The sequence below is a fragment of the Mesorhizobium sp. M1365 genome (genome assembly GCF_040317865.1).
Lineage (GTDB): Bacteria > Pseudomonadota > Alphaproteobacteria > Rhizobiales > Rhizobiaceae > Mesorhizobium.
Genome location: NZ_JAMYLG010000021.1, coordinates 1 through 16,915, shown reverse-complemented (window position 1 = coordinate 16,915; position 16,915 = coordinate 1). Strand labels below are relative to the sequence as shown.

The window sequence follows — 16,915 nt, the reverse complement described above, 5'->3', positions numbered from 1 at the left end:
CGCCAGGCATCTCGAACTATCCGGCAATATGGCCGCCCGAGCAACTATCCATCCGGTCTAATCCTACTCTGAACGATCGGGCAACAGAAATGGACGATGTGACATTTGCGGGAACAGCGGACGGGATTAGCGTTTCATCGGCCGGCCGACAGGTCCAATAACAGGGAGGAATGTCATGAACGATGAAGACATCACCAAATTCGCAGCAAGCCTGCGAGGCGAAGTCATCCGCGCCGGCGACGCCCGCTATGACGAGGCCCGCAAGCTCTACAACGGCATGATCGACAAGCGGCCGCTGATCATCGCCCGCTGTGTCGACGTCGCCGACGTAATCACAGCGGTGAATTTCGGCCGCGACAACAATTTGCTGGTTGCGGTACGTGGCGGCGGCCATAATGGACCAGGATTGGGGAGCTGCGACCACGGTCTGGTGATCGACCTGTCGGCGATGAACGGCGTGCGCGTCGATCCGGATGCTCGCACGGCGCGGGTAGGCCCGGGCTGCACTCAGGGCGACCTCGACCATGCCACCCATGCCTTTGGCCTGGCCGTACCGGCGGGCATCATCTCGACCACCGGGGTCGCCGGACTGACGCTGAGCGGCGGCCATGGCTATCTGACGCGCAAATATGGCCTGACCATCGATAACCTGGTCGAGGCCGATGTCGTGCTTGCCGACGGAAGCTTCGTCACCGCCAGCAAGGAACGGAACCCCAACCTGTTCTGGGCGCTTCGCGGCGGCGGCGGCAATTTCGGCATCGTCACCAGCTTTGTGTTCAGGCTCCACCGGGTCAGCATGGTCTTTGCGGGACCGATCGCATGGGATCAGCGCCACGCCCGCACCATCATGCAGCATTATCGCGAGTTCCTGCCGAACGCGCCCGAAGAACTCGGGATCTTTCTCGGGCTCAAGACCGTCCTCTCGAGCGCACCCTTCCCGGAAGAGTTTTGGGGACAGCGGATGTGTCTGCTGATGTGCTGCTACAACGGCCCGGAGGAAAAGGGCAGAGAGGCGCTGGCCCCGCTGCTCGATGCGCTGCCCGCGCCCTGGTTCAACTGGATGGGAACGATGCCCTATCCCGCGGTGCAGAGCATGTTCGATGGGCTCTACCCGAAGGGAATGCAGTGGTACTGGCGGGGCGATTTCGTCAAGACGCTGTCCGACGAGGCGATCGACGCCCATCTCGAGCAGGCGGCGAAGACGCCGAGCGAGCTATCGCTCATGCATCTCTACCCGATCGATGGTGCGGTCCATCGCGTCGGCAAAGACGAGACGCCCTGGAATTACCGTGATGCGACCTGGTCGATGGTCATCGCCGGGATCGATCCGGACCCACAGAAAGCGGGGCCGGTGACGCGCTGGACCAAGGCCTACTGGGAGGCCGTGCATCCGTTCGATCTGGGTGGCGCCTACCTGAACTTCATGATGGATGACGAGGGCGATGCAAGGCTCAAGGCGGCTTATGGCGACAACTATGAGCGCCTCGCTACGCTGAAAAAGAAATACGACCCGAACAACCTCTTCCGGGTGAACCAAAACATTCGACCGGCTGCTTGACGGCGGCTCTCGTCAGGCCGGCAAGCGTACCGGCCGGCCCAGCTAAGGCTCGGCCGGTACGATAGCTTGCCGGTCAGGACGCTCTGATCCAGACCAGCATCTCGCCGGAATCGTGGTGTCCCGGGCGAAATACGGCACGGTGACTTTTGCTGCCTCGACCGCCGGTGATTTTTCAAACGCCTCTTTCCTGTCAACAGCCGACAGCGTGACGCCGCCGGGCACGTTCGAGAGCTGACTACATTTGAAACCAGGCCAGACGACCGCCGAGTGGCGTCCAATGAGCCATGCCGGGCTGCTTTTCAGGCTACCCCGCGCTTCTGATCGTGGTGGGCCGCGTACTGTCCATGCACAAGTCCGGACCTGTTTGGCGACACCATCATTGACTGGATCGTTCGCACATGATCGACAAAATGACCCGGAAATGACCGAGATACAAAGCTTTCCTTCAGTTGTGCATCAATAAGCCGCGACAATTTTTTAGCAATCTTTAGGCAAATTCTCAGGTTTATCGACAAACAGCAGACAATTCGGCAGCAGACAATTCGGCACAACGGTCTTTACTGGATTTATGTGGATGGCAATGCATCCCTACTTGACACCGGGACAAGCTGAAGAGCTATGCTGAACATCGGTCGCAAGTTTGCGCGGAGGGAATCTGTTCATGGATTTCATCGAGAGTTGGTTTGGTATTTCCCCTGACGGCGGCGACGGATCGACCGAAGCTCTCTACATACTTGCCGTTGTCGCAATATTGGCGCTCGCATTCCACAAGCACATCGTGCAGTTCGCGCGCGGTTTCTTCGCGCGGAAATAGCCCGCGTACCGTTCGAGCCCAGCTTTATTCGTCTGACCAGAGTACAAACGGCACCAGTCGTCTGACACGCCAATACACTGTTGCCGCGCGAATCCCGCTGTTATCAGAGCGTTGCCCTGCGTTAGCTTCAGAGGGGAAGTCGATGCGAGGAATAGCGGCAATCCTGCGAGCACTGTTCTCCGCCTGGATTCCGGCACTGATCGAGATGGCTCGCCGTTTCTGTCGCCGGTGGCGGCTAGGGGGCGACCGCCGGGTCGACCAGAAAGGGTCCCGGGCGCATTGCGTACCGATCGATCACCCTGCTTTCTGCCGGCCTGACCCGCTGATCTACGATCAATATTACCTGATCGGCCTTGGTCTCGCGGTCACCTGGGATAATCCCGATATCGAGCTACGCCAGGGTGGTGTGCCCGTTCCCGCCGGCAGGTTGCAGGCGGATACCGACTACGAGGTGCGGGTTCGCGTCTGGAACGCCTCCCCGGATGCCGTCGTCGTCAAGATGCCGGTCCATCTGTCCTATCTGTCGTTTGGCATCGGAACCGTGTCGAATCCGATAGCCACCAGGCCGGTCTCGGTCGGGGTGATCGGATCCGCCAGCCAGCCTGGGTTCGTCTCCTTCGACTGGCATACGCCGCGGCAAGCAGGTCACTATTGCCTGCAAGCTTTGCTCGACCCGGCCGATGACGCCAACTTCGCCAACAATCTCGGGCAAGAAAATACCGATGTCGGACTGGCGCAGTCGCCAGCAACATTTCAATTCGAGTTGCGCAACGCTACCCGTCGGCCGCATCGGTACCGGTTCACCGTCGATGCCTACACCATTCCGCCGCTCGGCCCCTGTCGCGACGACCGGCAGCCAACGGAAGAGACCGCCAAGGCGGAGCAAAAGCGCCGGCTGGCGGCACACTTGCCGTCGGCTCATCCCCTGCCGCCGGGCTGGAAGGTCGAGATTTCGCCTGACCTGCCGTCGCTGGCGCCGGGCGAACAGGTGACGATCACGGCGGTCGCTACGCCGCCGGACGGCTGGACCGGCCGGCAGGCCCTCAATCTGAATGCGTTTGACGAGGGTGACCGCGCCAGCGGCGGCGTCACCTTGACCGTCCTCAGCAGCTTGGAGCCGTGATGGCCACCGACGACAAATCCTGGACCAAGTGCACGACCGCCGACGAGGTGATTTCGGTCAACCAGTACATCAGCGCGGCGATTACCAGCGGCATATTCGCAGCCGTGATGGTCGTGGTGGTGGTCGCGATGGGCGAGCCGTGGTGCATACCGATCGCGCTGGTGGTGACTGAGATTGTGTGGATTCTCGCTTATTGCGACTGGTGGCTCAACAAACGGCTGGTTTGCCTGGGCGAGCCGGTGAGTATCGTCGGCATGGTCATCAGCATCGAGCCGCCGTCGGAAAAGACCTGGCCAGGAAGCCTGGACTCCGACTACAGCCTCAATTTGCTGCTGCCGAACAACCCGGTGGGCGTCTCCCAGGCCGTTGCCGCCGCCAGTGCCCCGTTCGGCTATCTGATGGCCGAAAACGCAATCACCTCCTCGCACGGCTTTCTGTTCACGGGGAACCCGGCGGAGGACAAGGTGACCGGAGTAAAGTCAGAGGCGCTGCATGTGGAGTTCGAAGGGGCATCGATCCATGACCTGCAGACCGTCAACATCCTCGCCCTAGCCGCGGCATTGATTGCGCTGGCGGTATGCATGTCGGGCGTCGGCGCGGTCGTCGCCTACGTATTGGCGCTTCTCGCCTTGCTCGCTTCGCTGCTCGGCGCGGCCTTCAGCAGTTCGGACACCGCCAGTCCGAGCGATGCCGGCCTGCCGAGCATCGAGACCAACAAGGGCGACGGAACCGGAGCGACAATCCTGGGGGTGACGGGCCGGTGGGTCTATGATGCCGGACACATCCACGACAGCTTTCATGAAGGCCACAACGAACTGCATCCGGTCCAGCAGGCCCAGATTCTGGGACGGCCATGGGACGGCGACTGGCCCGACGATATCGACGAAATCGTTCGGGGCTACCAGGACGGCTACGCGCAGTCTCAGGATCCGCTCACCAAGGCGCAACAGGCCCGGCCCGGCTCCCGGTGGTCGGTCCATCCCTATGTTGACGGCTGCAACGACACCGTCCGGCCAGATCAGCCTCCGCACTAAGCCAGTCAGGCTGTTGGACACGATAGTTCGAATCCCGATACCGCGCTGGTTTACTCGGCCCTTGAGAATCCTTCAGCCTTCGGCAACATGGCGGCGAGGCTGAGAGCATGAGGATGAGCAAGGTCATTTCCGCCGCATCACGGCGTTCGCCGCGCAAGACACCGATGGCGCTGACCGAGGCGCTGGTCGCCCGCACCTTGCGTGCGGTCGAGGATGCCGGGCCGACGCCGGGCATGGTCTACATGACCGATGCCGATTACGCGCGCATTCGCGACGAGGTGCTGGCCGGCGCGCCGGGCGGGCCGGTGAAGCTGTTCGCCTATGGCTCGCTTCTGTGGAAGCCGGCCGGCGAGGTCAGGGGTGGCGAACGGGCCGTGGCGACGGGCTGGCACCGTTCGTTCTGTTTTACGGTGCAGCGCTTCAGGGGCACCGTCGAGCAGCCCGGCCTGATGATGGCGCTCGACCGCGGCGGCCAATGTCAGGGCATGGTGTTCGAGGTCGCCGAGCCATTGGGGGCCAATCTCGAAACGCTGCTGCGACGTGAGATGACCATCCTGCCGGCCGTCAACGTGCCGCGCTGGCTGCAGGTCAGGACGGGCGACGGCACGGGCCAAGCGCTTGGTTTCGTTGTCGATCCCGCCAATCCGCGCTATGCCGGCAAGCTCGAAAAGCGAGCGATAGCGGCGACCCTGGCCACGGCCGTCGGCCATTGGGGTTCGGGCGCCGAATATCTGTTCCAGACCATTCGCCATCTCGACGCCTGCGGCATCCGCGACCGCAATCTCTGGCAGTTGCAGGAACTTGTGGCCGAGGAGATCGGTCGGGCGCTGCGGTCGGGCTTCATTCGTCCCTGAGCCAGACCAGCATCTCGTCAGGCTCCCAGGCGAAATCGATGTTGTGCAGGTCGACGAGATGTCCCGCGCGCTCGCCGATGGCAGTATCGAGTATCGTGTGTCCTTCCTTCGGTTCTATGCCAGTGTGTTCGCCCATGCGCCGACAAAGGGCGGCAGCATGATGCACGTCTGCTGCTCGACAGCCTCGTTGCGCAGCCGCTCGGCGAGGGTATCGACTTCCACCTCGGCGGCGGTTGCGGTACCGACTGCCTCGGCCATCGGTAACAGGCTGCGCAACGTGCCGGCAATGTAGTCGTAGATCGGCGAGTCGGGTCCGCTGCCGGCGAGGCCGGCGGAGTTCATCCGCGGCGCCGGCAACCCTGCGCCGGCGAACACCATGGGCAGCCTGCCACCCATGTCGACCTCGAAACCCGCGCGCTCGATCGTGTCGATGATCCAGCCGCGGCATTTGCCGAACAGCGGCGCCTCTGGAAAACTGCGGGTGAGCGGCATCGCCATTTCCTGAACGGCGACGATGCCGCCAGGCCGCAGGAAACCGGCAAGCCTGCGCAGGGTTGCGGCCGGGTCGGGCAGATACATCAGGACAAGCCTGCCGATCACCGCATCGAAGCTCCCGTCGGGCGAGAATGTATCAAGCTCGGCCGTCGTGAAACGAGTCCAGTAACACTGGCCGGATTCAGTGGCGCGCCGCTCGGCAATGTCCACAGCCTCTGCCGAGCGATCGACACCAAGCACGCTTCCCGCCGGTCCGACCAGCCTTCCGGCCAGCAAGGAGACATCGCCTACGCCGCAGCCAATGTCGAGCACGCGCATACCGGGTCCTATGCCCGCACTGCGCAGGACATGCTCGGTAAGGTCGTGAATGAGCGCTCCCTGCAGCTCCAGGCGCTTGAATTCGCTTTGCGTGTAACCCAACGCATAGGGACGCGGATCCATGGGGCTCTGATCACGGCCGGTCTTCGGCGCATGTTCGGCAAGCAGATTGTACATTTTTGACTCCATGATCGATTTATCCGGGATTTGTGACCGCTGGGCAGCCTGATGACCGCCCGGGGCCCGACCGTCACCATCGGAGATCGGTGCTACAACGTGATTTCCGGAATCGGGAATTGCGTTACGAATGAAACAGGCGCCCGTGCCTGGCGTACCACGCAAGCGGAGAACCACCCTGCGCCCGGCGTTCGGACGCCACTATGATTTCGGCGCCCGCGGAACGAACACGATATGCGGCGTCTTCGGCGGACGACCGGGCGGCACATAGTCCGGAACCGGCGTATCGTCTGCCGGGAGCGAAAGCACATATCGGTGGATGGCGCGCAGGTCGGGCTCGCTCATGGCGCGCAGGTTGAACCATGGCATGGGCGGGCGCGTCTCGATCGTGCGCGCGAACTGTACCCAGTCGTCCTCGTCCATGGTCCGCAAAAATTGGCGAAGATTGGTCGGGTAAGTCGTACCCCAGGGCCCGTTGAAGCCGAGCGAGTCGCCGATCAGCCATCGATCCTGCGGAACGTTGCCGGCCTTCTCCAGGTACCCTGGCGTGTGGCAATCGTTGCAGCCGCCGATTTTCACCAGGTATCGACCGTGCTCGATCGAAGCGGTCGCGGACGCCGCGCCGACTTCACCCTGGTTGAGCGTTGCGGCGGTGAATGCTGCGGCCAGGCCAAGGGCGGCAATTGCGATGAGAGCTCTTCGTGTCATCAGCTTCTCCGCTGCTATTTGATGCCGACGATCATCGAGTGAGGCCCGGCGAGATGCTCGCAGCGGACCTCCGCAAAGCCCGCCTCCCGCATCCAGCCCATGCCGTCGGCGCGCGTGTAGTCGAACCCGCCATTGGTGTTGACCAGCATGTTGAGGCTCATCAGCAGACCCGCAGCGTTGTCCCGTCGCTCGTCATCGATGATCTGGTCGTAGACGATGAGCACGCCTTGCTTCGGCAGCGCGGAATGGGCCTTTGCCAGCAGCGCGCGCTTCACCTCCAGGTTCCAGTCGTGCAGGATATGACCCATCACCAGCACGTCGGCGGAAGGCAGCGGCTCGGCAAGGAAGTCGCCGGGATAAAACCGAAGCCGGTCTGCAAGTGCGTGCCTCTCCACATAGGCCTCGAACACCGGCCGCATCGGCGGCAGGTCGAAACCGCCGCCGGTGAGATGCGGATGGGCGCGGCCGACCTCGACCGGAAGCCTGCCTTCGGCTGTGCCGATATCGATGAAGGTACAATAGTCCGCCCAGGGAAAATGCCGGGCGAGCGCCTCCGCCACCTGGAGGCTGCCGCCGGTCATCGCCTGCGCGAACATCTTTACCTTGTCCGGGTCCGAAAACAGCATGTCGAACAGATCTTCGCCGTCCTGGGTGCCGTTTTGCGGTTTGCCCGTCCTGAGCGCGTCGGTGAGCGAGCCCCAGTTCGCGTAAAGCAGCTGACCGGCCCTGGCGAGCATCCCGCCAACATAGGTCGACTTGTTGCGGTCAAGGTAGCGGTCAGTCACGGGCGTGTTGCAGTAGACGTTGCCCTCGCGCTCAAGCATGCGCAGCGCAACCAGTGCGTCGAAGAAATCCTGCGCTCCCGGCTCATGCAGTCCGAGCCGGTTTCTCAGTGTTTCCCCTTCGAGGGGTCCGGCCGCCAACTCCGTGAAAAGGTCAAGTTCGACGGCGCTCAGCAACGTCTTCGATGCCCAGAAGCCGAGGCCGAGTTGCATAAGGCTTTCGGGCGACAGTTCTGCGACGTCATTCGCCTGTTTCGTTACCTCGGTGATGGTTGCGTCCATAAGATTTCTCCTTCCTCAAGAGACCATGACCTCCCAAAAAACCGGTTCCCGGTTTTTTGGGATCATGGTCTGGGCGCGGGAGGACCATCGACTGGCCCGGCTACGGGTCGATTTCAGCCAGCTGGGATTTTGGTTACGGTTGTAACGAAGAAATCCGGCCGGCCGTGATCAGCCTGAATGCAGATGGCGGGCAAGACATTGTGCGACGGCGGCCGACAGCAGCGGCTTCTTGATGACTTCGCTTATGCCGGCCGCCGTCAGTTGGCGCGACCGCAGCTGACGGCCGTAACCGGTCATCAGCACGACCGGAAGGTCGGGCCGGATCTTGTGCAACCGGCCGGAGAATTCGATCCCTGTGATGTCGGGCATGACCTCGTCGGTCAGCACCAGGTCGAAGCGTTCCGGATCGGCGCGGAATGCGCTGAGAGCCGCGGGGCTGCGGTCGAACCCGACCGGCTCGTAGCCGAGCGCGGCGAGCATTTCCTCCGCAAGTTGCATCAGCGGCGTGTCGTCGTCGACGACGAGGATCGTCTCGCCGTTGCCATGCTTGACCGGCACCTCGGCGGCGTCGCTCTCGTCCTCGTTCTGGGTTGCTTCGGCGGCCTCGATCTGCGGAAAATAGATCTCGAAGGTCGTGCCTTCGCCGGGCTTGCTGTTCACGTCGACCGCGCCTCTGTGCGCCATGACGATGCCGTGCACCGTCGACAGGCCGAGCCCGGTGCCTTGCCCTGCCGGCTTGGTCGTGAAGAACGGCTCGAAGATACGCTCGAGCGTCGCCTGATCCATGCCGCTGCCGGTGTCCCTGACGGCAAGGCGGAGGTAGCGCCCGGCAGGCAGGTTGCCGTGCGACAGCATCCGCGCCTCGACGAATTCCGTCGTGTCGAGACCGATTTCCAATGCGCCGCGGTTGTTCATCGCCTGCGCCGCGTTGGTGCCGAGGTTCATCACCACCTGCTGAAGCTCGGTCGGATCGCCCATCATCGCCGCATCCGCGGCTGCAAGACGCGTCTGCACTGAAAGCGTGGCGGGGAACGAGGCGCGCAGCAGGTCGATCGCTTCGGCAACCACGGCTTCCGCCCGCAGCGCGTGATGCTGCCGCTCGTGACGACGGCCGAAGGCGAGGATCTGCTCGGTGACGTCCTGCGCCCGCCTGCCGGCCTGCATGATCTGCTGGACGTAGCGCCGCGCGCGCGACTCCTTCAGCAGCACCGCCAGCGCCATCTCGCTGTAACCAAGGACGGCACCGAGGATGTTGTTGAACTCGTGCGCTATGCCGCCGGCGAGCGTCCCGATCGCTTCCAGCCGTTGCGACTGATTGAGCCGCGCCTGCAGTGCCTCACGCTCGCGTTCGTTGTGCTCGCGCACGATGGCATTGGCGAAAATCTCGGCCGCGGTGCGCAGCAGTGCAATGTCGTCGTCGGCCCAATGCTTTTCGTGCGTGACGGTATCGAGAGCCAGAAAACCCAACCGCTCGCCGGCATGCCACATCGGTATGCACAGCCACGATCGAAACTGGTGCGCCTGCAGGGATGCCTTCTCCCGCCCCTCGGGAAGCTCGCCGACGCGGGGAACGTCGATGCAGCCCTGCCGCTCGTGGTCGGCCAGCGTCCAGCGTGAAGCCAGCTCGATCATGTCCTTCGACAGGCGGGCCGGCCTGCTCCCGCCCGGACGGCGATAGAAGTAGCCGCCGGAAGGATCGGCGATGTGGCTGACGAAAATCTGGGCGCCGTCGAGCCCGGCATGTTCGACCAGGCGCGCGAGGCCCTTGCTGATGCCGGCGCGGATGCGGTCACGCGGCAGATTGATGAACTGCGTGGAGATCGAGGCGATCAGGCCCTCGAATTCCAGCCGCTCGCGCAGGATCCGCGCGTTGCGGCGCAGGCGGGCGAACAGGTAGGCGACATAGCCGACGAGGCCCAACGCGGCGACATAAAGCAGCGTCTGGAACAGTTCGGCCCGCGCCGCGGCCCGCCCATGCGCACCGAGATAGACGTCCTGCAGCGCGCGAGCCCGCTCGCTCGTCGGCGCGGTCTGCAGGCGGGCGACGAGATCGTCGACCGCCGGAAGCCTGGTGACGATAAGCCGGCCGTGGGAGACGAGCGAGAGTACATCGCTTGCAGGCACGGCATCGACGGAGGGCCTTGCCAGCCGGTCGAGTGCGGCGTTTACTGCTTTTGCCGCATCCGGCTGGGGATCGCTGATAAACCGCGACATTGCGACCATCAGGGCTCCTATCTCGACCGCTCGAAGGCCGTCACCCTCGCTCGTGAGACGACCGCTCATATAGTTGAAAAAGTTCAGCGAGTTCTGCAGCAGCGCGTTATCGGACTTGAACCTCTCGACGAGCGCTTCCTCGTCGCGGATCGCGGCGATGACTTCGGCGATCCGCTTGTCGATGTCCGCCCGTGTTTCGCCGCTTGCTGCGTCGCGGGCAGCCGGCAGCGTCTGCGTCGCCTCATCCAGGTTCTCGATCGACCGCACAAGCGGATCGTAGCTGCGCAGCAGCCCCGCGCGTGCCCGCAACACATCGCGCTGCAGCGCGGCGTTATAGAGGATGACGGTCCTGAGCGCATCGAGCGTGCGCTCGTGGCGCGCCGCATCGGGAGCCGTGCCCTGCACCAGGAGGTAGGTCAGGGCGATGAGCAGGCAGGCAACGATCGGCGCCAGGATGCGTAGCGACTTCATTGCTGCAGACGATCGGCTGCGCTGGTCAACGGCCGGCCGCGATACTCGCCCGTCAGTGTCCCGAGGAATTCGACGATGAGATCGGCATCGCGCTGGTCGAGTTCCCGGCCGAGTTGGTTGCGCGCCATGATCTTCACCGCGTCTGCGAGCGATGCGGTGCGGCCATCGTGAAAATACGGCGCCGTCACCGCGACGTTGCGCAGGCTGGGAACGCGGAACACATGGCGGTCGCTCTCGGCGCCGGTAACGGCGAAGCGGCCGAGATCCGCCTTGGTCAGGGTCTTCTGGCGAGCGAAGGGATCCTGGAAGATGCCGAATTTCTGAAACAGATTGCCGCCTACGTTGGCGCCCTGGTGGCAGGCGACGCAGCCATACGCTTTGAACAGTTGATAGCCGTGCTCTTCGTCGGTCGTGATGGCGTCGCGTTCGCCCTTGAGATAGCGGTCGAAACGGGCATCGGGCGTGATCAGCGACCGTTGAAAGACAACAAGCGCATCGAGCACGCTTGTCCGGTCGGGAATGGCGCCGTAGACCCTCGCGAACCGCTGCGAATACTCGGCATTCGAGCGCAGCTTGGTCAGCAATTCCTCCCAGCTCGTATTCATCAGCCTGTCATCGAGCAGGGCTGCCTCGTTCTGCTCCTCGAAAGTGCGGAAATTGCCGCGCCAGTTCAGCCGAAAATCGAGCGCCGCGTTGAAGACGGTCGGCGTGTTGAAATCGAGCGGCTTGCCATCCGCCGCCACGGAACGGGCCAGACCGTCGTCGCCGCTGAAATCGAGCCTGTGACAGGAACTGCAAGCGACGACATCGCCATGCGACAGGCGGGCATCGTTGAACAGGCTCTCGCCAAGCGCGATCTTCGCCCGGTCGGAGGGGCCGCTGGCCGTGATCGGTGCAATCGGCTCGCCCATCGGCGGGGCCGGCTGATTGCTCTGGGCCAACGCAAAAGGTGCCGCCATTGCCAGGCAAAGCGGAACAAAAAGCCCCGCCCGAACCTTACCAATCTGCTGATGTGCCATCGAGCGAGCCTGCGGCAGGGTGTGCGATCACGTAGATCATCGGCGTTCACCAATAAATCGCCGAAAATCGACGTTTAATAAAGCAACGGCTCGGTCATGAGTTCCATGCTTGCGGACGGTGCGAGATGTCAGCCGAACAAAACATTCGCCACGAACAGCAGTCGAAAGGCAGTACCGAGCAGCCAGCGGCGCCGAAGCATATCCTTGTCGTCGACGACGACCCCGAAATTCGCGATATGCTCACCAATTACCTGGAGAGCCAAAACTTCAGGGTTAGCGCGGTCGCCGACAGCCGGGCCATGTCGCGCGTCCTCAATGAAAAGCCCGTAGACCTGACGATCCTCGACATGCGGCTTGCCGATGAGGACGGGTTCGACATCATGCGGCAACTCGGCAGTCCGCCGGAAGCGCCCATCATCATCATCACCGGCCACAGGTGCGACGAGGTGGATCGCGTCGTCGGCCTGGAACTCGGCGCCGACGACTACATCACCAAGCCCTTCGGCCTCAGGGAGCTGCTGGCGCGCATTCGCGCCGTGCTGCGGCGATCGCGGTCGACGCAGCCGCAGCCGCGCAGTAAGAAACCCATACGCTATCGTTTTGCCGGCTGGGAGCTCGACATGCGGATGCGGCGCCTGAGGTCGGCGGCGGGCGAGACGACGCCGCTGACCGCCGGCGAGTTCAACCTGCTGACGGCGTTCCTGAAATCGCCGCAACAGATCCTGAGCCGCGAGCAGCTTCTCGCTGCCAGCCGCGTGCACGACGAAGAGGTGTTCGACCGCAGCATCGACGTGCAGATATTGCGGCTGCGCCGCAAGCTCGAGGTCAATCCGAGCGAGCCGAAGCTCATTGTTACGGAGCGTGGCGCCGGCTACATATTCGCGACTGCGGTCGAGGTACTTTGAGCCGCTGCCGCGCCCAGCCTACTCCGCGCTTCTCAGCCAGACCAGCATCTCGCCGGGATCGCGGTTGTCCCAGGCAAAGTACGGCACGGCGGTGATTTTCGCGCCCTCGAGCGCCGGCGGTTCGGTGCGGTAGAGCCCCTCTTCCCAGTTTTCGAAAGCCTCCTTTTTGGCAATCGCCGAAAGTGTCACGACGCCGCCCAGAAGGTTCGGCTGCTGATGCGCCTCGATGTCGGCCGTGCGCGGTAGTGCGATGCGGTGCAGCTGGCTGGAATTGTCGGTCTCCTCGACGCAATAGATCAGCGGGCCGCGCGCCAGTGCGACACGGCCGATATCCTGCCGCACCTGCGGATTGGCGTAGAGGCGGTCGACGGCCATTTCGAGGTCGAGCTCGACGCGGTCGCCCTTGCGCCATTCGCGGCGGATCGCGGCATAGCCGTCGCTGCTGATCGCCTCCAGATCAACATCGGCGCCGTTGACCTTGAGCGCTGCCTTGCGGCACCAGGCCGGCAGGCGCAGGTGCAAAGTGAACTCGGTCGGAGCTTCCGGTTCGACAGAGATCGAGACCGCGCCGTCCCAGGGATAATTGCTCGTTTGGGTGAGCTCTATCTGCCGGCCCGCAATATCGAAACGAGCCGTGCCGTTTCCATAGAGATGGACGGCGAGTGCGTCGTCCGACAGGCCGTAGAAATAGCTGCCGATCGAGGCGACCATGCGCCCGACATTGGGCGGGCAGCACGGGCAGCGGTGCCATTTCCAGCGGTGGTGGGCGCCGCGGCTTTCGAGCGGATTTTCGTAGAAGAACAGCGAGCCGTCGAGCGACAGGCCGGAGATCGAGCCGTTGTAGAGCGCCCGCTCCATGATGTCGGCGTAGCGCGCATTGGGACCCATGCCGAGCATGCGGCTTGCCCAGAACACCAGGCCGACCGAAGCACAGGTTTCGGCATAGGCGGTGTCGTTGGGCAGGTCGTAATCGGCGGTGAAACCCTCATTGTGCGACGACGGCCCGAGGCCGCCGGTGACGTAGAGGTTCTTGGTCATGAGGTCGTCCCACAGCCGGTCGAGCGCCACCCGCAGCGTGTCGTCGCCATATTCGGTGGCGATGTCGGCCATGCCCGAATAGAGATACATCGCCCGCACCGCATGGCCGACGACCTTGTCCTGCTCGCGCACCGGTCTGTGCGACTGGTTGTATTCGTAAGTCTTGAAATGATAGGCCTTGGGGTCGGCGCCGCGGGCGCGCGCCTCCTCGTCGAAATAATGCGGCTCAAGGCCGCGCTGATCGATGAAGTATTTGGCTAGCTTCATGTATTTGCGCTCGCCCGTCACCCGCGCCAGCTTGACCAGCGCCAGCTCGATCTCCTCATGGCCGCAATAGCCCTTCTTCTTGCCGGGTTCCGGACCGAACGTCTCGGCGATATGGTCGACGTAGCGGCACATGATGTCGAGTAGCTTGCGTTTCCCCGTAGCCTGGTAATAGGCGACCGCGCCTTCGATCAGGTGGCCGGCGCAATAGAGCTCGTGGCAGTCGCGCAGATTGGTCCAGCGCAAGCCCGGCTGGATGCGCTGATACCAGCTCGACAGATAGCCGTCGGGCTGCTGCAGCTTTCCATACATGTCGATGACGGCATCGATCTTCTTCTCCAGCTCGTCGTTGCGGCGGCGGTAGAGCGAATAGGCGGCGGTCTCGATGGTCTTGCCCCAATCCGAGTCCCAGAACATCTGCGTCGTCACCGTCGATCCGGTGAACTCGTTGCCGGCGGTGGCCGCCTCGTCCGGTGAAGGTGAGTGGAACGGAATGACGACGCCGGGCGATGGCCGGTCCGGGTCGATCTGCTCGAGCATGCGCGTCTCGACGCAGCGGTCGTAGAGGATGCCGGCGGTCTTTGCGGCGACGGCATCGACGCGGTCGCCCCAGAAGCCGCGCACGTCGACCTGCGGCACCGGCAGCGGGCGGAAGGCGAGTTTCGGCTTGGCGCCCTGACTGGCGGATTGCGATGCGGTCATCAATTTACTCCGGTTCGGTTCGATTGGTCACTTCACGGCCCCTGCCATCAGGCCGCGGATGTAGAAGCGCTGCAGCAAAAGGAAGAGCACCAGGCACGGCACCATCATGACGGTGACGCCGGCCTGCACGGCGCCCCAGTCGATGGCGCCGAAGCGGCCGGACTGCAGCGCCGTCATCATGATCGGCAGCGTGAATTTCGACTGGTCTGTCATCAGCACGAGCGCCGCCAGAAACTCGTTCCAGGCGCCAAGGAAGGCGAACAGCGCGATGGTGACGATGCCTGGCCAGACCAGCGGCAGCATCACCCTCAACAGCATGGTGACATTGTTGGCGCCGTCCATGCGCGCCGCCTCCTCGATCTCGCGCGGCACCGCATCGAAGGCGTTGCGCATCATGAAGATCGAGAACGGCAGCTGCAGCGTGACGTAGACGCAGACCAGCCCGGTCAGCGTGTTGTGCAGGCCGATCTTGGTCAGCACCAGGAAGATCGGCGTCAGGATCGACTGGAACGGGATCATGATCGTCGACAGGATGACGACGAACAGCAGGTTCTTCAGCGGAAAACGGAAGCGCGAGAAACCGTAGCCGGCGAGCACGCTGACGATCACCGACAGCACCACGGTCATGACCGAGACGTAGATGCTGTTTTGCGCCGGCAGCCAGAGGCCGTCGCCGAAGGTGTTGAGCGTCGCGTAGTTCTCGAGCGAGATGCCGCTGGTCGGCCAGGGCGGCAGCGGCGGCTGACGCGCCTCCTGCGCCGGCTTGAAGGCCGAAAGCACCGTCCAGGCGATCGGCGCCAGGAACAGTATGGACGCGATGATGCCGGTCGAGTGCTCGGCGATCTGCATGCCGATGCGGCGTTTGCGGCTCCTTGCCTGCGCCATCAGTCGACCCCTTCCGGATTGCGCAGCAACCGCAGCTGGATCAAGCTGAGCGCCACCAGGATGACCAGCAGGACCATCGACAGTGCCGCGCCATAGCCGAGCTTGAACGACACGAAGGACTGGTTGAAGATCCAGTAGACGGCGGTCAGCGTCTGGTTGCGCGGGCCGCCGCGCAGGATGATGTAGAACTGGTCGAAGGCGAGGATCGAGCCGGCAACCGACAGGATCAGCGCCAGTGCCAGCGTGCGGCGCATCAAGGGCAAGGTAATCGCCCGGAACCGCGCGAATGGCCCTGCCCCGTCGATCATCGCCGCCTCCTGCAGGTCCGGCGGGATCGACTGCAGGCCGGTCATCAGGATGATCATGGTGAAGCCCGCCACCTTCCACACCACCATGGCGATGATCGACCAGAAGGCCGGCTGGAAGGTCGCCAGCAGGTTGAATTTCTTCTCGGTCAGGCCAAGCTCGAAGGCGGCCGGGCTGAACAGGCCGGAATCGACATTGAGCAGCCACGACCACAAAAGGCTGGCCGAGGCGAAGCCGATGACCGCCGGCATGAAGAAGGACGTGCGGTAGAAGCCGGTCAGCTGCCGCGGCCTTTCGATGAACAGCGCCAGCGGAAAGGCGACGGCGAAGATCGCGATCGTCACCACCACCGTGTAATAACCGGTGAACTTCAGCGCGTTCCAGAAGCGGGTATCGCGCAGGATCGCCCAGTAATTGTCGAGCCCGATGAAGCTATGCGCGCCCATCAGCGGCCAGTTGTGCAGCGACATCCAGGCGGTCATGCAAAGCGGCACGATGAAGAAGACGACGACAAGCGCGACGGCCGGCGCGACATAGAGCAAGCCGATCCACTGCCGGCGGCCGGCGCCGACCAGTTTGTATGCGCGCGCTGGCGCGGCGGTGGTTGCTGTGATGGTGGTCATCGCTGGCCTTCTCCTTCTCCCCTTGTGGGAGAAGGTGGATCGGCGCGAAGCGCCGAGACGGATGAGGGGTGTTGGAAGGAATGCCGTCCGAGCCAAGCTGGAGCACCCCTCATCCGTCGCCTTCGGCGACACCTTCTCCCACAAGGGGAGAAGGGGGAGCCAACGTTGCGACGGCGTACTGTGATGGTGCTCATGCCTGTTGTTCCATTGGCGGGACGTCCCCTCCCCCTCGAGGGGAGGGTCCGGCCGAAGGCCGGGGGTGGGGTCCTCTGCGAAGTGGGGGGCCCGGTCTTTTTTTTGGGGGCCCCCAGGCGGATTAAAAAAAAAAAACGGCCGACCGCAA

15 protein-coding genes are annotated in these 16,915 nt (G+C 63.4%); 6 read left to right on the top strand and 9 right to left on the bottom strand.

What is annotated here, in order from left to right:
* Positions 1 to 175: 175 nt before the first annotated feature.
* The 5 genes from NKH04_RS21145 to NKH04_RS21125 all read left to right on the top strand — a co-directional run bounded on the left by NKH04_RS21145 (position 176) and on the right by NKH04_RS21125 (position 5,383).
* Complete coding sequence (locus tag NKH04_RS21145; protein WP_353044879.1) at positions 176 to 1,558, top strand: FAD-binding oxidoreductase; 1,383 nt, start codon at positions 176 to 178, stop codon at positions 1,556 to 1,558.
* A 661-nt stretch (positions 1,559 to 2,219) separates the two neighbouring features.
* Positions 2,220 to 2,372 carry a hypothetical protein gene (locus NKH04_RS21140; RefSeq protein WP_352474399.1) on the top strand — a complete coding sequence of 51 codons (153 nt, stop codon included), beginning with the start codon at positions 2,220 to 2,222 and terminating at the stop codon, positions 2,370 to 2,372.
* Between the two features lie 142 nt (positions 2,373 to 2,514).
* The gene (locus NKH04_RS21135; protein WP_023674370.1) at positions 2,515 to 3,495 is read left to right on the top strand and encodes a hypothetical protein; all 981 of its coding nucleotides are present in this window, start codon (positions 2,515 to 2,517) and stop codon (positions 3,493 to 3,495) included.
* Positions 3,495 to 4,529 carry a hypothetical protein gene (locus NKH04_RS21130; protein WP_352922766.1) on the top strand — a complete coding sequence of 345 codons (1,035 nt, stop codon included), beginning with the start codon at positions 3,495 to 3,497 and terminating at the stop codon, positions 4,527 to 4,529. Before NKH04_RS21135 ends, NKH04_RS21130 begins: the two co-directional genes overlap by 1 nt.
* Positions 4,530 to 4,642: 113 nt before the next feature.
* Positions 4,643 to 5,383 (top strand): gamma-glutamylcyclotransferase, encoded by a 741-nt coding sequence (locus NKH04_RS21125; protein WP_353044878.1) that lies wholly within the window; start codon positions 4,643 to 4,645, stop codon positions 5,381 to 5,383.
* On the opposite strand, the gene NKH04_RS21120 is transcribed toward NKH04_RS21125, so the two are convergent.
* The 6 genes from NKH04_RS21120 to NKH04_RS21095 form a co-directional block, all read right to left on the bottom strand.
* Positions 5,370 to 5,519: a hypothetical protein gene (locus tag NKH04_RS21120; protein WP_353044877.1), complete on the bottom strand. Its 150-nt coding sequence runs from the start codon at positions 5,517 to 5,519 to the stop codon at positions 5,370 to 5,372. The genes NKH04_RS21125 and NKH04_RS21120 overlap by 14 nt on opposite strands.
* The gene (locus NKH04_RS21115) at positions 5,498 to 6,373 is read right to left on the bottom strand and encodes a class I SAM-dependent methyltransferase (protein ID WP_353044876.1); all 876 of its coding nucleotides are present in this window, start codon (positions 6,371 to 6,373) and stop codon (positions 5,498 to 5,500) included. The genes NKH04_RS21120 and NKH04_RS21115 overlap by 22 nt, the downstream gene beginning before the upstream one ends.
* A gap of 201 nt (positions 6,374 to 6,574) precedes the next feature.
* Entirely contained in the window at positions 6,575 to 7,081 is a 507-nt protein-coding gene (locus NKH04_RS21110) for a hypothetical protein (RefSeq protein ID WP_352474406.1), read from the bottom strand.
* Between the two features lie 14 nt (positions 7,082 to 7,095).
* Complete coding sequence (locus NKH04_RS21105; RefSeq protein WP_353044875.1) at positions 7,096 to 8,145, bottom strand: methyltransferase; 1,050 nt, start codon at positions 8,143 to 8,145, stop codon at positions 7,096 to 7,098.
* 168 nt (positions 8,146 to 8,313) lie between these two features.
* The gene (locus NKH04_RS21100; protein ID WP_353044874.1) at positions 8,314 to 10,830 is read right to left on the bottom strand and encodes a two-component system VirA-like sensor kinase; all 2,517 of its coding nucleotides are present in this window, start codon (positions 10,828 to 10,830) and stop codon (positions 8,314 to 8,316) included.
* Positions 10,827 to 11,741 carry a cytochrome-c peroxidase gene (locus NKH04_RS21095; RefSeq protein ID WP_352474410.1) on the bottom strand — a complete coding sequence of 305 codons (915 nt, stop codon included), beginning with the start codon at positions 11,739 to 11,741 and terminating at the stop codon, positions 10,827 to 10,829. The genes NKH04_RS21100 and NKH04_RS21095 overlap by 4 nt, the downstream gene beginning before the upstream one ends.
* A gap of 233 nt (positions 11,742 to 11,974) precedes the next feature.
* Here NKH04_RS21095 and NKH04_RS21090 point away from each other — a divergent pair, with 233 nt between their 5' ends.
* On the top strand, positions 11,975 to 12,754 hold the full coding sequence (locus NKH04_RS21090) for a response regulator (protein WP_352749434.1): 780 nt from the start codon (positions 11,975 to 11,977) through the stop codon (positions 12,752 to 12,754).
* Between the two features lie 18 nt (positions 12,755 to 12,772).
* Here the strand turns inward: NKH04_RS21090 and NKH04_RS21085 are convergent, their stop codons facing one another.
* Genes NKH04_RS21085 through NKH04_RS21075 form a run of 3 tightly spaced genes read right to left on the bottom strand, consistent with a single transcriptional unit; the run spans position 12,773 to position 16,572 of the window.
* Entirely contained in the window at positions 12,773 to 14,758 is a 1,986-nt protein-coding gene (locus NKH04_RS21085) for a glycoside hydrolase family 127 protein (protein WP_353044873.1), read from the bottom strand.
* Between the two features lie 27 nt (positions 14,759 to 14,785).
* Entirely contained in the window at positions 14,786 to 15,643 is an 858-nt protein-coding gene (locus NKH04_RS21080) for a carbohydrate ABC transporter permease (protein ID WP_254817449.1), read from the bottom strand.
* Positions 15,643 to 16,572, bottom strand: a complete 930-nt coding sequence (locus NKH04_RS21075) for a carbohydrate ABC transporter permease (RefSeq protein ID WP_352452309.1) — start codon at positions 16,570 to 16,572, stop codon at positions 15,643 to 15,645. Before NKH04_RS21075 ends, NKH04_RS21080 begins: the two co-directional genes overlap by 1 nt.
* Between the last annotated feature and the right edge of the window lie 343 nt (positions 16,573 to 16,915).